Below are 13294 nucleotides of genomic sequence, written 5' to 3'. Positions count from 1 at the left end.
AACCAAAGCTAAAGCATGCGTCATGCAAATGGTAACAGCCAGCGAACGACAGGTTCTAGATACTATCGAGCATCAAAAGATGCTTGATCAAGTTCAGGCGTGGGCGGCGGTTAATAGCGGATCGGCAAATCTCGACGGCTTGGCGACGACGGCAGCCATGTTGGCCGAGGCCTTCTCGGTTCTGCCGGGCGACATTGCTTTTGCTGATCCCGAAGCAGTGGACCGCGTACTCACAGATGGATCAGTTCAAACGGTAACTCACGGCCGACATTTGTTGATTACAGTCCGTCCGGAATCATCCAGGCAATTGCTGTTTACCGGTCATATGGACACGGTTTTTCCGGTTGATCACGCGTTTCAGCGATTGCAGTGGATGGATGACGGGACACTCAATGGCCCGGGCGTTGCCGACATGAAAGGCGGTATTGCCGTGATGCTAGCGGCGTTGCAAGCTGCCGAACAGGCTGGCAAGCTTGAAGGCACTGGATACCAGATCCTTATCAACAGCGACGAAGAGGTAGGGTCCCCATCGTCGGCAAAATTGATTGCGCAACTTGCCCAGGACAAACTCGCGGCATTGACGTACGAACCGGCCCTTCCCGATGGCACGCTCGCCGGCGAGCGCGGCGGAAGCGGCAACTTTTCGATCATTCTTTCGGGCAAATCAGCCCATGCTGGCCGAAATCCGGACGACGGGCGCAATGCCGTGCTTGCTGCGGCAGACCTCGCACTTAGGCTGAAGCGCCTTTCGCGCGAGGGGCTGTCGGTCAATCCAGCCAGGATTGAAGGTGGCGGTCCCAACAATGTGGTGCCCGATCACGCAATATTGCGGGTGAACTTCCGGCCGCGCACACCCGCCATCGTGACACAGACTGAAAATGACTTGCGCAGGATCGTCGCCGATGTTGAGCGGGAACATGATGTGCGCGCGCATCTCCATGGCAGTTTTGGTCGGCCACCTAAACCTATAGACAGCGAGACTGCAAAGCTTTTTGAGTTGGTCAAACAATGCGGTTCCGATCTTGGCCTATCGATCGCATGGCGCTCCAGTGGTGGCGTGTGTGATGGTAATAACATCGCAGCCTGCGGTGTGCCGGTCGTCGACACCATGGGGGTTCGCGGCGGAAATATTCACAGTTCCGATGAATATCTCATCGTTGAAAGCTTGGTCGAACGCGCGGAGTTGTCAGCGCTGACCATTATGCGTTTATCAGAAAAAGGGGCCTTATGACCTTTGTAATCCGTCCGGCCAATATGGACGATCTGCAACCGATATATGAAATGGCCAAACGGACTGGCGGCGGCTTTACCAACCTTCCGCCCGATAAAAAGGCCCTCTCGGCGAAATTGGAACGATCGGCTGCTGGCTTTGACCGAGCCGGTGACGAAGTTGCTGACGATCTTTATGTTTTCGTTCTGCAGAATAGCCTTACGGGTGAAGTGCGCGGCACCTGCCAGATTTTTGGCAAAGTGGGACAAAGATGGCCGTTCTACAGCTACCGCATTGGCGCGTTGACGCAGCATAGTGTCGAACTGGAACGCACGTTCCGCGCTGACATTCTAAACCTGTCGACGGATTTGGAGGGCACGACCGAAGTCGGTGGCCTTTTCCTGCATCCTGGCGAGCGCGCGGGCGGGCTTGGTATGCTCATTGCGCGAAGCCGTTATTTGTTTATCCGCAACCACCGCCAAAGGTTCGCAGACAGAACCATTGCGGAACTCCGGGGCGTGATTGATGAAGCCGGCGGATCTCCTTTCTGGGACGGCGTTGCCGGTCGCTTTTTCGGAATGAGCTTTCAGGAAGCTGACGAGTTCAACGCAAAATTTGGCAACCAGTTCATCGCCGACCTCATGCCGAAACATCCAGTGTATATCGCCATGCTTCAAGAAAGCGCAAAAACAGTCATCGGCGTGCCCCATCCATCTGGCCGGGCCGCGATGAGGATGCTGGAGAATGAAGGTTTTGCTTGGGAAAACTATATCGATATCTTCGACGGCGGGCCAACCATGACAGCGCGTACCGACCAAATTCGCAGTATCCGCGAAGCAAAGGATGCAATCGTTCAAGAAGTCAGCGAATCTGTTGGTGAGCATAAAGCGGGCGAGAAGAAGCTGATTACACTTGGCCGTCTTCATGCATTTAAAGCTGCTTATGGCTGGATCGAAGAACGGGACGACAATGTAGTTATAGACGCAGAGAGTGCACGGGCACTCGATATTTCGGCAGGCGATCAAATTACCTATGTGGAGCGGTCCTAGCCATGGCGTTGGTCGAAATCAATTTTGACGGCATCATCGGGCCAAGTCATAATTATGCTGGCTTAAGTCTCGGCAATTTGGCGTCATCAGATAACGCAGGCGCACCTTCTTATCCCCGAGCCGCCGCGTTGCAAGGTATCGAAAAGATGCGTGCAAACCTGCGGCTTGGTCTGGTTCAGGGCTTTTTCATGCCGCTCGATCGCCCGAACCAGAGCTGGCTGACCGGGCTTTCTACCGACATGCAGTCGGCCGAGCCGCATATCCGCGCGGCTGCCTTTTCTGCCTCTGCCATGTGGGCCGCTAACGCAGCAACTGTCTCCCCAGCACCGGATACACTAGATGGCAAATGCCACTTGTCAGCCGCCAACCTCATCACGATGGCGCACCGTAGCCATGAATGGCCCGGAACCCTCGCCCAGTTGAGGCTGGCCTTTGCTGACAAACGGCACTTTGAAGTGCACAGTCCTGTGCCTCCGCCTTTTGGCGACGAAGGTGCGGCCAACTTTATGCGATTGTGTCCGTCACATGGGGACGCAGGTATCGAAATATTTGTTTATGGCAAAGCGGGCGGTCCTTTCCCCGCGCGCCAGCATATCGAGGCGTCAAAAGCGGTCGCGCGTGCACATCGGCTTGACCCGGCCAGAACATTATTTGTGCAGCAATCCGAAACTGCCATTGCAGCCGGCGCGTTCCACAACGATGTCGTCGCAGTAGCCAACGAGCGCGTCCTTTTCATCCACGAACAGGCATTCGAGCACCCCGAGCGAACATATGCCGATATCAAGCGGCTCTTGCCAGAGGCGAATATTGTTATAGTCCCTGCCGACAAAGTAAGCCTTGCCGATGCAATTCAAAGCTATCTGTTCAATGCACAGTTGGTCACCCTGCCCGACGGTGGCGGCATGGCCTTGATCTTGCCGAGCGAAGCTCAGGAAAATTTGAGGGTGTGGGATTGGTTGACGAAAATGGTGGCGGGCAACGGCGCGATCCGCAAACTGGTACCGGTGGATGTCCGCCAATCGATGGCAAACGGCGGCGGTCCCGCTTGTCTGCGTCTCCGGGTTGTAGCCAACCCTTTAACAGTCGATCCCCGATTCATTGCCAATGAAGCCAAACTGGATCGGATAGCCAGCGTGGTTTCGGCATGTTGGCCGGAGACCATTTCGCCCGACCAGTTAGGTGACGCCGCTTTAGCTGACCAGGTACAGATGGCGCGGTTGGCGCTGCTGAATGCCTGTGAACTCACGATGCTCGCATGACTGTCGGAATTATTTACAAACCTGGGCTTCGTTAACTACGAAGTACCGCACAAATGCTGACTTGGCACGGGCATTGCTGCGTTTAAAATTAACTATGAAAAAGATCCTGCGCCTATTCACAATCAAGACCAAGTTGGAAGTCTTTATGATAACCTATGCGCTTGGGTTGGGCGCCGTAAAACGCGGGCAGGAATATATGATCCAATATCCAGGCACCATCGGCAAAGTCTTTTTCGTGCTATGTATTGGCGCAGTGTTCATTGCAGCAGCAAAAATGCTTGAAGCTGTCGAACTGGATAAGGCGTTCGGCCAAGACTGAGGTCTTAACCAGAAATTCAACGATCACCAAATGTAGGGAAAGTAGGGAGTTTCTGTTGCCCGGCACTCCCCAAGCCGCTGTAACCTTTCTGTTGCCCGGCCGGTCCGGCCGCGTTCTTTTAGTGTAAATTCAGACCGTGAGGCCCAAAATTACGCTGCGAGAGCAAGTGCTGAGTTATCGTTTGCACCTATTGGTTATGAACCATTTCACGGCTTATTCATGCCGGGCGAAAACAATGCTTTTCAACGCACGTCGATCCTAGTTCAGCCCCTCCAAGACCTCTGGTAAACAGAGATTTTGGTGGAGCTGCCGGGTACCGCCCCCGGGTCCGCTGCATCTATTGCACATCGCAATTTATCACCATAGCCGGGCGAACCCGGCACCGACCTATATAGTCGCTTTTTCGTGAATGGGAAGTGAAGGTGGTTAAAGCCCCTGCATATTTCGGCTTTCCGCCGGAATATGGACGAGCAATCCGTCGAGTTCGGGCGTCAAACTGATTTGGCATGACAAACGGCTCGTGCGCCGTGCGCCGCTGGCGAGGTCAAGCATGTCCTCCTCATCCTCAACCGCGCGGGGGAGTTTCTCAAACCAATCCTTATCAATGATCACATGGCAGGTTGAACACGCCATTTGGCCTTCGCAGGTGCCTTCCAATGGCTGCCCAGCGGCTTGCGCGGTGTCGAGCAGGCTCTGGCCTTCGGTAGCTTCCACCTCCTGCGATTCGCCCTCGGCATTGATGAATGTGACTTTGATCATAACATCGCCTCTGCTGCCCGGTTGATTGCCTCTGCCGCAATATCAATCTCTTCAGCCGTCGTATAGCGCCCAAAGCCCAAACGGATGGATGATTTTGCTTGTGCATCAGTTAGGCCAATGGCGCGTAGCACATGACTTGGCCGCCCAGAACCACTCGCACAGGCACTCCCGGCGGAAAAGGCAATGTTTCGGCATTCGGAGATCAGCCGCGCAGCATCCAGTCCTTCGCGACGGATGTTCAGGTTCCCCTTGTAGCGCGCAGTAGTCGGGCCATTGATGGTCCAATTGGCAAGTGCAGCCGTAGCGCGATCCCAAAGGACGGCAACATTAGCCGCGTCTATTTCCATCCGGTCTGCAGCCAGCTTTGCCGCAGCGCCAAACCCGGCGCATAGAGCGGGAGAAAGCGTTCCAGAGCGCATGCCCTGTTCCTGTCCCCCGCCAAGAATTTGTGGTAAGAGCTGCACGCCATCGCGCACCCACAGGGCCCCGATGCCTTTTGGCCCATGGATTTTATGAGCCGAGATCGCGATCAAGTCGGGGCCATCCGGAATGGGCATGCGCCCATAAGCTTGCACGGCGTCACATAAGAACAACCCGCCTTGCGCGTGAGTCGCGGCGGCGAGTTCAGCAACGGGTTGGATGGTACCGATCTCGTTGTTCACGAGCATGACAGCCAATAATTCCTCCCCAGTATAGCGAGGGACACCAAGCAACCCGTGGTTGAGGGGATTTGCAGCAATAGGCGGCGGTTGGTCTCCTTCACCCTCCGTCACGCGTGTGGCGTGCCACCTTCCCTTTCCGGGGAGGCTTTGGAGAGTGCTTTCGTCGTTTACCGCGAGCAGCTGACCATGCAGTGCATGAACGCAGTCCAAGACCGCTGCATGCTCGGTCGAAGCCGCGATAACCGGCAAGCCACACCCAAAAATCGCCAGATTTATCGCCTCAGTAGCGCCGGAGGTGAAGATAACCCGTCCGCCCGGTGGCAACAACGCTGCAACTTGGTCGCGCGCAAACTCAACCGCCGCAGCCGCCGCCCTGCCCGCGGCATGGGCGCTATGTGGGTTAGCAAAGCCATTCTTCAGCCAGGGTTCCATCGCCGCAAAAGCTTCGGGAGCAAGCGGCGTCGTGGACTGGTAATCGAGGTATATCATGCGGCTTTTGCGCGCGTGGCGATGCTGCGCCAGACTTCAAGAAACCGCATGATGTCACTTTCAACGGTGTCGGGACCAAAGCTCACACGGATTACTTCAGAGGCGGATTTCTTGTCCCACCCCATCGCACTCAGGACATGGCTGGTCTTGAGCGTTCCGGACGAGCAAGCGCTGCCAGCAGATACCGCAATCCCCGCCATGTCGAAATTGATAAGCTGGCTCGATGCCGCAACGCCTGGCATGCGGTAGCTGCCAATGGTTGCCAGTCGGTTGCTTTTCGCCGCTACAACTTCTCCGCCGGAGTCGACCAAAGCGTCTTCCAGCATTTTGCGCAGACGAGCCGCGTTTTCCATCCATGAGAAGCCCGCCTCGAGTGCCGCCGCAAACCCAATCGTCGCGGGCAAATTCTCTGTGCCGCGCCGATAGCCCTGTTCCTGCCCGCCGGTGGGTGACAACAGTCCGAGATTGCGCACGAGCAACGCACCCATGCCCGGTGGCCCGCCCAATTTGTGCGCCGATACTGCGATCATGTCCGCATCGGGTAGCTGCAACTTTCCTGCGCTTTGCGAGCAATCTGCGAACAATATACCACCAACCTCGCGCACGGCCTTGGCGATGTCCTCCATCGTTTGAATGACGCCGGTTTCGTTGTTCACCGATTGAACAGCAAATCTACAATTGCCGGTAATTGTATTTATGTCGACATACCCGTCGCCTGTTACAGGCGCGCGGCTTGGCCCCGCCACAGCAAGTACGGCATCATGCTCAACCGAACTCGCCACCGCCGCCGTGCTCCGAAGCCCAAGTGCTATCGCCTCGCTGGCGCCGCTCGTAAGGATAACCTCTCCATCCCAGTTCAGCGCCAATGCAATGCGACTGCGTGCATCCTCAAGCGCAAAGCGAGCGGCCCTGCCCTCTTGATGCGGCGAGGACGGGTTGGCCCAGCGCAGCATCGCGTCGGCCATCGCTTCACGGGCAGCAGGAATGATCGGCGTCGTGGCAGCGTGATCGAGATATATGCGTTTTTGGTTGGGCATAGGTTCCATGACAGTTGCGAAAATCGTCGTTCCCCCTATATAGCGCTTCCAATTCCTGCAAAGCCTGAACCGTCGGGCAAAGCTCGGCACTATTTCTGAGAATCGAACAATCATATGCCCGCCATTGCCATTCCCGGTCCAGAAGGCCGCCTTGAAGCCCGCTTTTCGCCGCCACCACGTCCACGGGCGCCGATTGCGATGATCCTGCATCCACATCCACAGGCCGGTGGGACAATGAACGATCGGATCACGCAGCAGCTTTACAAAACTTTTGTTGCGCGCGGATTTGGCGTGTTGCGCTTCAACTTTCGCGGCGTCGGCCGAAGCGAAGGTGAATTCGACAATGGCATTGGTGAACTGTCCGATGCAGCGTCAGCCCTCGATTGGGTGCAAAGCTTTCACCCAGAAGCATCAACAACGTGGATCGCTGGTTTCAGCTTTGGTGCGTGGATTGGTATGCAGCTTTTGATGCGTCGCCCTGAAATCCGCGGATTTATCTCTGTTGCCCCGCCTGCGAATATGTATGATTTCAGCTTCCTGGCGCCCTGCCCTTCGTCGGGTATCATCATTCAGGGTGTGAATGACGAAGTCGTGAATCCCAATGCGGTACAGAAGCTTGTCGATAAACTGCGCACACAGCGGCACATCACCATTCACCATGACGAAATCCCCCGCGCCAACCATTTCTTTGAAAATGAGATGGATATGTTGATGGCGTCAGTGAACGGCTATCTCGATTTCCGGTTGGATCCTAATTCACCAATTAAGTGATTTTTTACGCAGAGGCACCTAGTTTGCAAACGCAACTCACTGCGTACCTCTGGGTGAATTATTCAGGGTTGTTCGGCGGCGCCAGTCACCAGTGACTGCCCTTTCTCATCGGGCACCACCCAAATCGCTACATTGGCAAATATCACCAAAGCGGCAGCAACCATCAGCCACATTTGCTGGTTAGCTCCATCCCGCTTCCAGCGCTTCCATGCACCGTACAGCAACAGGAAGGCAGAAAGCATCGCGATAGACAATATGGCGTTGAGCATGCCCACTCCATAAAGACGGTGGATAAGCCACGCAATCACGTAAATTCGGCATGGCCTTTTGCCGCGCGGTCCCATAGGGGAAACGTAGTCCGACTCATGCTGCTACAGGATGTGCCATGCGTATCGCTATCGCTTCAGATCATGCCGCCCTTGCGCTGAAATCAGCGCTGGCCGAATATCTGCATGCTTCCGGGCATGACGTCGCTGACCTTGGCCCGCATGATGAAAGCTCGGTCGACTATCCCGATTATGGATTTAGGCTGGCTGCAGCGATAGCCGACGGGTCCGCTGATCGCGGCATAGCCTTGTGCGGATCAGGCATAGGTATTTCGATCGCCGTGAACCGCAACCCGGCGGCGCGCGCTGCTCTTGTATCTGAACCTCTGTCGGCGCGGCTTGCCCGCGAACATAATGACGCCAATGTCATCGCAATGGGCGCGCGCCTCATTGGGATCGAAATGGCGAAAGCCTGTATTGACGCATTTCTCTCAACCGACTTTGGTGGCGACCGGCACCAGCGCCGCGTTGACAAATTATCCAACCCATTCACGACCAAGGAACCAGCATGAACACGCGCCCAGCACACGATATATCCGATGTTCAGCCCGACGGTTTCTTCACGCGGGGTTTGGCCGAAACCGATGCCGAAGTGTTCGCTGGCCTCGCGCATGAATTGGACCGCGAACAAAACCAGATTGAGCTGATCGCGTCCGAAAACATCGTATCGAAAGCTGTGCTTGAGGCGCAAGGTTCGGTGTTCACCAACAAATATGCAGAAGGGTACCCAGGCAAGCGTTATTATCAGGGCTGCGCCCCGTCCGACGAAGTCGAAACGCTTGCGATCGAACGGGCGAAAAAGCTGTTCAACGCTGGATTTGCTAACGTACAGCCGCATTCGGGTGCCCAAGCCAATGGCGCTGTCATGCTCGCTTTGGTCAAACCGGGCGAGACCATTTTGGGCATGAGCCTGGATGCCGGCGGTCACCTCACGCACGGTGCAAAGGCGGCGATGTCAGGTAAATGGTTCAATGCTGTACAATTCGGTGTACACCCGGAAACGCATCTGATCGATTTTGACGAGGTCGAGCGTTTGGCCCGGGAACATCGGCCAAAGATCATTATTGCTGGCGGTTCTGCCTACCCACGCATCATTGATTTCGCCCGCTTCCGTGCGATTGCCGACGAAGTTGGAGCCATCTTCCATGTCGACATGGCGCACTTCGCTGGCCTCGTGGCTGGCGGTGTTCACCCTAACCCACTTGAGCATGCACATGTTGTTACCAATACCACCCATAAAACGCTCCGCGGGCCACGTGGCGGTATGATTATGACCAACGATGAGGCAATCGCCAAGAAGATCAACTCTGCGGTGTTTCCTGGCCTCCAGGGTGGTCCATTGATGCATGTTATCGCTGCCAAGGCAGTAGCATTTGGCGAAGCGCTTCGACCCGATTTCAAAACCTATGCCGCAGCGACAATCGCAAACGCCAAGGTACTGGCAGCAACGCTTCATGAGCGTGGCGCCAACCTCGTTTCGGGCGGCACTGACACGCACTTGGCGCTGGTTGACCTCACACCACTTGGTATCACCGGACGCGATGCCGACGAAGCCTTGGAGCGGGCGGCAATCACGTGCAATAAAAATGGCATTCCCAATGATCCGCTGCCGCCAGTGAAGACAAGCGGCATTCGCGTTGGTTCGCCTGCCGGAACAACGCGCGGCTTTGGCCCGGCGGAATTCCGCGAGATTGGTCATATGATCTCTGATGTCCTTGAAGGCTTGCGTAGAAAGGGTGAGCAGGGCGATCCAGCGATCGAGGCCGAGGTCCGGTTGCGTGTCCGCGAATTGTGCAGCCGCTTCCCAATCTACCCATCTTGAATTATATAGGTGACTTACCCATCTAATACACAGAAGGGAAATGACCATGGGATTTTGTAACGAGTGTAATGCGGCATATGGAGAGGGCGCCAAGTTCTGCCCCAATTGCGGTGCTAAAACGCCGGAACAGCTTGCGGCTGAAAGCATCCCCAACCAAGCACGGCATTATGTCGGTGAGGCGGCTGATGAGCTTTGGGGCGCGACAAAGGATGCGTTCCATACTGGCAAGCATCTGGCCGATCAGGATACGGTGAAAAAAGTTGCCGGCGGCGCCGCGATTGGCGCAGCTGCCGGTATCATTGCACCGATTGGACTGGCCACTGGTGCCTTGATTGGCGCAGGTATCGTCGCCTACCGGCATGTGAACAAGAAAAAGAACCAGGAAAAATAATTGCGCTGCCCATTTTGCGGACATGACGATAGCCAGGTCAAGGACAGCCGTCCCACCGAAGACAACAGCGCGATCCGCAGGCGGCGGCAGTGCGAGGGTTGCGGCGGGCGCTTCACGACGTTCGAGCGAATTCAATTACGTGAGATCTTGGTCATCAAGACCGAAGGCAAGCGCGAGCCGTTCGACAGGGAGAAGTTGGAACGTTCTCTGTCCGTAGCATGCCGCAAACGACCGGTCGATTATACGCAGATTGAGAAGCTTGCGTCGGCGATTCAGCGGCAACTTGAAACTCTGGGTGAAAGTGAAATCGAGACCAAACGGATTGGTGAATTCGTGATGGATGGGCTCAAGGCGCTGGACAGCGTCGCCTATATTCGATTTGCGTCGGTGTATAAGGATTTTAGCGAAGCCAAGGACTTTGAGGATTTCGCCGGGAGCGTGGTTGAAGCGGCGCAGAAATGAGTTCGTCGCCAATTATCATTCTCGTCCGCCCCCAACTCGGCCAAAACATCGGCAAGGCAGCGCGCGCCATGTTAAATTTTGGATTAACCGAATTGCGACTGGTTGCTCCACGCGATGGCTGGCCTAACCCCGACGCGGGACCTGCTGCTTCTGGTGCGGACATCGTGTTAGCAAATGCTACCGTTTTCCCGACCCTTGCAGAAGCAACCGCTGACATTGCGCATGTCTATGCCACAACTGTGCGCAAGCGTGGCGTCACGAAGCCCGTAATTACGCCCGAAGTGGCGGCGCGTGAGATGCTGGGCAATTCAGGTAGAAGCGCCATATTATTCGGAGCCGAAAGGTCAGGGCTTGAAAGTGACGAGGTCAATGTCGCCCGCGCGATCATTACCGTTCCGATTAATCCCGAATTTGGCTCGCTGAATCTGGCACAAGCGGTCATCTTGTGCGCTTACGAATGGTCGAAAACCCAAAACCTGGCCAGCCCGCCCAAGACAGATTTGGAACCACCGGCATTGCAGTTCGAGCTGGATGGCCTGATTGCGCAATTGGAAACCATGCTTGAGCCGCTAAACTATTTCACCCCGATTGACCGCGCACCAGTGACGCGCCGCACATTGCGCAATTTGCTCACAAAGCCCGCGTGGAATGCGCTTGAGGTCAGGACATTGCGCGGCGTGCTCACGACCCTGAACAAGCGCCGCCCGCCTGACAGTTAAGTCGGCGCGTGAAAACATGGCGTGATTAGGCGCGACTGGCGTCCCATTTATCAAATTCATAAGCGATGGAGGCTTCGACCAAGCGCTCCCAAAGGTCGGCAACTACCTCGACGGGCACCCCCGCCTTGTCTGCCGCCGCCTGGACATTGGCCAATACCTGTTGCTTGCGCGCTTCGTCACGGACAGCGGCGCGTTCAGTTTTAATCCGAGCGGCGGCATCCATATAGCCAAAGCGAACCGCAAGTAGCTCGATTAGTTGCGCATCAACGGCATCGACGCCAGCGCGGACCTCGGTCATGGTTGTACACGTGGCGGGTTGAATTGGGCTGGCGGTGCTGCTCATGGCAGCGCCTTTAAGGTTCAGCGCGTTCAAAGTCGAGCCAGATGTTGACATGAGGCCAATCAGCGGCCATAGGCGCCGCTTCGCAATCGACCCTGCATTTCGGTGAAGCAGGTGTCCGGCACGTCCTAGGCGTGTCGCGCGGGACCGGAAACAACGTTGTTAGCAATTGGAGACTGAATATGTCGATGCGCAAAAGCTCGAAGTATAAACTTGACCGCCGGATGGGTGAAAACATCTGGGGCCGTCCAAAATCACCCGTAAACAAACGCGAATATGGCCCAGGCCAGCATGGTCAGCGCCGTAAGGGTAAGTTGTCTGATTACGGTATTCAACTGCGCGCCAAGCAAAAGCTCAAGGGCTATTATGGCGACGTAACCGAAAAGCAATTCAAACGCGCTTACCAGGAAGCCAGCAACATGAAGGGCGATACCTCGCAAAACCTTATTGGTCTGCTTGAGCGTCGTTTGGACATGGTTGTGTATCGCGCCAAGTTTGCCCCAACCATTTTTGCGGCGCGTCAGATCGTCAGCCATGGTCACATCCGCGTCAATGGCGTGAAGTGCAACATCGCCAGCCGTCAGGTTGCCGTCGGTGACGTCATCAGCCTGGGTCCGAAAGCCAAGGAAATGGCTTTGGTTATCGAAGCACAGGGCCTCGCAGAACGCGACATTCCAGAATATGTTGCCGTAGACGGCAACGACAAGGTAACCTTCGCCCGCGTCCCAACGCTTGATGAAGTCCCTTATCCGGTGAAGATGGAACCAAATCTGGTCGTCGAATTCTATTCGCGCTAATTTCCCGATACAATTACAAAAAAGGCGGTCCTAGCGGCCGCCTTTTTTGTTTGTGCTCGTATGTCCGCTGGTGTCGCCTTACGCGGGCTATCTTCGTAAAATTCCGTACCACGCGTCCCTGAGGTACCTACTTCACAAGCAACTTCGCTTTGAAAAAATCAGAACTTTTCTGGAGCATTTCGGCCCTTACGGCCCCATCTTCCAAATAATGATCCAGATTTTTGTATATGAACAGCTCGGGTGCGGCCCCTGCACTCTTTAGCTGATCAGCCATAAACTTTGCTTGCGCGACATCCACGTTCCGGTCGAGATCACCATGAAACATCATGACTGGAGCAGAGATACGTTTGGCGTTTCGGGCAGGCGACCCATCGGCGACATGCGGCCCAGACCCGATAAAATCGCGGGTGACACGGTAGTTCATATAACCGCGCTCTTGCTCTTTCAACATGGCAAGATCGGTAACAGGCGCGACTGCAACGATAGCTTTGAACAAAGAGGGATCCAGCACCCCCGATTGAAGCGCTGCATAGCCGCCATACGACCAACCAAATATCGCAATTTTGTCAGGTGCTGCTATTCCTTCTGAAATCAACCAGCGCCCGCTATCGCTGATGTCCCCAATCGCGATTTTCCATGATTTGAAACCATTTTGTTGATACCAGCCATCACCATAACCTGATGATCCCCGGTAATTGGGTTGCAATACGGCGAAACCCTGATGAGCAAAATACTGCGCGAGCCAATCAAACCCCCATTCATCGCGCGCGCTTGGCCCGCCATGCGGCATAACAATAGCTGGAACGCCCTGTCCCGTGCTGCCTACTGGTAAAGTGAGATAACCTGGTATCAACGTTCCGTCTGCCGCCTTTACGCTTACTG

At 55.5% G+C, this 13294-nt stretch carries 17 protein-coding genes and 1 other RNA gene; 11 read left to right on the top strand and 7 right to left on the bottom strand.

What is annotated here, in order from left to right; all coding sequences use genetic code 11:
* Window positions 1-22 precede the first annotated feature (22 nt).
* The 4 genes from ACK4S7_RS05865 to ACK4S7_RS05850 all read left to right on the top strand — a co-directional run bounded on the left by ACK4S7_RS05865 (window position 23) and on the right by ACK4S7_RS05850 (window position 3837).
* Window positions 23-1231, top strand: coding sequence for a hydrolase (locus ACK4S7_RS05865; RefSeq protein ID WP_409645089.1), 1209 nt, complete (start codon window positions 23-25; stop codon window positions 1229-1231).
* The gene (locus tag ACK4S7_RS05860) at window positions 1228-2259 is read left to right on the top strand and encodes an arginine N-succinyltransferase (protein WP_409645088.1); all 1032 of its coding nucleotides are present in this window, start codon (window positions 1228-1230) and stop codon (window positions 2257-2259) included. Before ACK4S7_RS05865 ends, ACK4S7_RS05860 begins: the two co-directional genes overlap by 4 nt.
* Window positions 2260-2261: 2 nt before the next feature.
* On the top strand, window positions 2262-3518 hold the full coding sequence (locus ACK4S7_RS05855; RefSeq protein ID WP_409645087.1) for an N-succinylarginine dihydrolase: 1257 nt from the start codon (window positions 2262-2264) through the stop codon (window positions 3516-3518).
* A 94-nt stretch (window positions 3519-3612) separates the two neighbouring features.
* Entirely contained in the window at window positions 3613-3837 is a 225-nt protein-coding gene (locus ACK4S7_RS05850; RefSeq protein WP_409645086.1) for a hypothetical protein, read from the top strand.
* A 40-nt stretch (window positions 3838-3877) separates the two neighbouring features.
* Here the strand turns inward: ACK4S7_RS05850 and ssrA are convergent.
* From ssrA to ACK4S7_RS05830, 4 genes are all read right to left on the bottom strand, one after another.
* Window positions 3878-4257: a transfer-messenger RNA gene (gene ssrA, locus ACK4S7_RS05845) on the bottom strand.
* A 6-nt stretch (window positions 4258-4263) separates the two neighbouring features.
* Window positions 4264-4596, bottom strand: a complete 333-nt coding sequence (locus ACK4S7_RS05840; protein WP_409645085.1) for a 2Fe-2S iron-sulfur cluster-binding protein — start codon at window positions 4594-4596, stop codon at window positions 4264-4266.
* Window positions 4593-5747: a cysteine desulfurase family protein gene (locus ACK4S7_RS05835; protein WP_409645084.1), complete on the bottom strand. Its 1155-nt coding sequence runs from the start codon at window positions 5745-5747 to the stop codon at window positions 4593-4595. Before ACK4S7_RS05835 ends, ACK4S7_RS05840 begins: the two co-directional genes overlap by 4 nt.
* On the bottom strand, window positions 5744-6784 hold the full coding sequence (locus ACK4S7_RS05830) for a cysteine desulfurase family protein (protein WP_409645083.1): 1041 nt from the start codon (window positions 6782-6784) through the stop codon (window positions 5744-5746). Before ACK4S7_RS05830 ends, ACK4S7_RS05835 begins: the two co-directional genes overlap by 4 nt.
* Before the next feature lie 114 nt (window positions 6785-6898).
* Here ACK4S7_RS05830 and ACK4S7_RS05825 point away from each other — a divergent pair, with 114 nt between their 5' ends.
* Window positions 6899-7555 (top strand): alpha/beta hydrolase, encoded by a 657-nt coding sequence (locus ACK4S7_RS05825; RefSeq protein WP_409645081.1) that lies wholly within the window; start codon window positions 6899-6901, stop codon window positions 7553-7555.
* A 62-nt stretch (window positions 7556-7617) separates the two neighbouring features.
* Here the strand turns inward: ACK4S7_RS05825 and ACK4S7_RS05820 are convergent, their stop codons facing one another.
* Complete coding sequence (locus tag ACK4S7_RS05820; protein ID WP_409645080.1) at window positions 7618-7824, bottom strand: hypothetical protein; 207 nt, start codon at window positions 7822-7824, stop codon at window positions 7618-7620.
* A 116-nt stretch (window positions 7825-7940) separates the two neighbouring features.
* Between ACK4S7_RS05820 and rpiB the strand changes: the two genes are divergently transcribed.
* Genes rpiB through ACK4S7_RS05795 form a run of 5 tightly spaced genes read left to right on the top strand, consistent with a single transcriptional unit; the run spans window position 7941 to window position 11275 of the window.
* Window positions 7941-8393, top strand: coding sequence for a ribose 5-phosphate isomerase B (gene rpiB, locus ACK4S7_RS05815; protein ID WP_409645079.1), 453 nt, complete (start codon window positions 7941-7943; stop codon window positions 8391-8393).
* Window positions 8390-9703, top strand: a complete 1314-nt coding sequence (gene glyA / locus ACK4S7_RS05810) for a serine hydroxymethyltransferase (protein ID WP_409645078.1) — start codon at window positions 8390-8392, stop codon at window positions 9701-9703. The genes rpiB and glyA overlap by 4 nt, the downstream gene beginning before the upstream one ends.
* A 46-nt stretch (window positions 9704-9749) precedes the next feature.
* The gene (locus ACK4S7_RS05805) at window positions 9750-10094 is read left to right on the top strand and encodes a zinc-ribbon domain-containing protein (protein WP_409645076.1); all 345 of its coding nucleotides are present in this window, start codon (window positions 9750-9752) and stop codon (window positions 10092-10094) included.
* Window positions 10095-10556 carry a transcriptional regulator NrdR gene (gene nrdR, locus ACK4S7_RS05800; protein ID WP_409645075.1) on the top strand — a complete coding sequence of 154 codons (462 nt, stop codon included), beginning with the start codon at window positions 10095-10097 and terminating at the stop codon, window positions 10554-10556.
* Complete coding sequence (locus ACK4S7_RS05795) at window positions 10553-11275, top strand: RNA methyltransferase (protein ID WP_409645074.1); 723 nt, start codon at window positions 10553-10555, stop codon at window positions 11273-11275. Before nrdR ends, ACK4S7_RS05795 begins: the two co-directional genes overlap by 4 nt.
* A gap of 25 nt (window positions 11276-11300) precedes the next feature.
* Here ACK4S7_RS05795 and ACK4S7_RS05790 read toward each other — a convergent pair whose 3' ends face one another.
* Complete coding sequence (locus tag ACK4S7_RS05790) at window positions 11301-11618, bottom strand: chorismate mutase (protein ID WP_409645117.1); 318 nt, start codon at window positions 11616-11618, stop codon at window positions 11301-11303.
* Between the two features lie 179 nt (window positions 11619-11797).
* Here ACK4S7_RS05790 and rpsD point away from each other — a divergent pair, with 179 nt between their 5' ends.
* Entirely contained in the window at window positions 11798-12412 is a 615-nt protein-coding gene (rpsD, locus tag ACK4S7_RS05785; RefSeq protein WP_125229985.1) for a 30S ribosomal protein S4, read from the top strand.
* 127 nt (window positions 12413-12539) lie between these two features.
* Here rpsD and ACK4S7_RS05780 read toward each other — a convergent pair.
* Window positions 12540-13294 (bottom strand): alpha/beta hydrolase family protein (locus ACK4S7_RS05780; protein WP_409645073.1); only part of this gene is annotated, 755 nt, incomplete at its 5' end.

It is taken from the genome of Sphingorhabdus sp., from assembly GCF_046292425.1.
Classification (GTDB): Bacteria; Pseudomonadota; Alphaproteobacteria; order Sphingomonadales; family Sphingomonadaceae; genus Sphingorhabdus_B.
This window is presented reverse-complemented; position numbering and strand designations above follow the sequence as displayed.

Excerpts from the sequence above, each read along its gene's own strand:
- ACK4S7_RS05865 (WP_409645089.1), top strand. The coding sequence starts at position 23 with ATGCAAATGGTAACAGCCAGCGAACGACAGGTTCTAGATACTATCGAG.
- ACK4S7_RS05860 (WP_409645088.1), top strand. The coding sequence starts at position 1,228 with ATGACCTTTGTAATCCGTCCGGCCAATATGGACGATCTGCAACCGATA.
- ACK4S7_RS05855 (WP_409645087.1), top strand. The coding sequence starts at position 2,262 with ATGGCGTTGGTCGAAATCAATTTTGACGGCATCATCGGGCCAAGTCAT.
- ACK4S7_RS05850 (WP_409645086.1), top strand. The coding sequence starts at position 3,613 with ATGAAAAAGATCCTGCGCCTATTCACAATCAAGACCAAGTTGGAAGTC.
- ACK4S7_RS05840 (WP_409645085.1), bottom strand. The coding sequence starts at position 4,596 with ATGATCAAAGTCACATTCATCAATGCCGAGGGCGAATCGCAGGAGGTG.
- ACK4S7_RS05835 (WP_409645084.1), bottom strand. The coding sequence starts at position 5,747 with ATGATATACCTCGATTACCAGTCCACGACGCCGCTTGCTCCCGAAGCT.
- ACK4S7_RS05830 (WP_409645083.1), bottom strand. The coding sequence starts at position 6,784 with ATGCCCAACCAAAAACGCATATATCTCGATCACGCTGCCACGACGCCG.
- ACK4S7_RS05825 (WP_409645081.1), top strand. The coding sequence starts at position 6,899 with ATGCCCGCCATTGCCATTCCCGGTCCAGAAGGCCGCCTTGAAGCCCGC.
- ACK4S7_RS05820 (WP_409645080.1), bottom strand. The coding sequence starts at position 7,824 with ATGCTCAACGCCATATTGTCTATCGCGATGCTTTCTGCCTTCCTGTTG.
- rpiB (WP_409645079.1), top strand. The coding sequence starts at position 7,941 with ATGCGTATCGCTATCGCTTCAGATCATGCCGCCCTTGCGCTGAAATCA.
- glyA (WP_409645078.1), top strand. The coding sequence starts at position 8,390 with ATGAACACGCGCCCAGCACACGATATATCCGATGTTCAGCCCGACGGT.
- ACK4S7_RS05805 (WP_409645076.1), top strand. The coding sequence starts at position 9,750 with ATGGGATTTTGTAACGAGTGTAATGCGGCATATGGAGAGGGCGCCAAG.
- ACK4S7_RS05795 (WP_409645074.1), top strand. The coding sequence starts at position 10,553 with ATGAGTTCGTCGCCAATTATCATTCTCGTCCGCCCCCAACTCGGCCAA.
- ACK4S7_RS05790 (WP_409645117.1), bottom strand. The coding sequence starts at position 11,618 with ATGAGCAGCACCGCCAGCCCAATTCAACCCGCCACGTGTACAACCATG.
- rpsD (WP_125229985.1), top strand. The coding sequence starts at position 11,798 with ATGTCGATGCGCAAAAGCTCGAAGTATAAACTTGACCGCCGGATGGGT.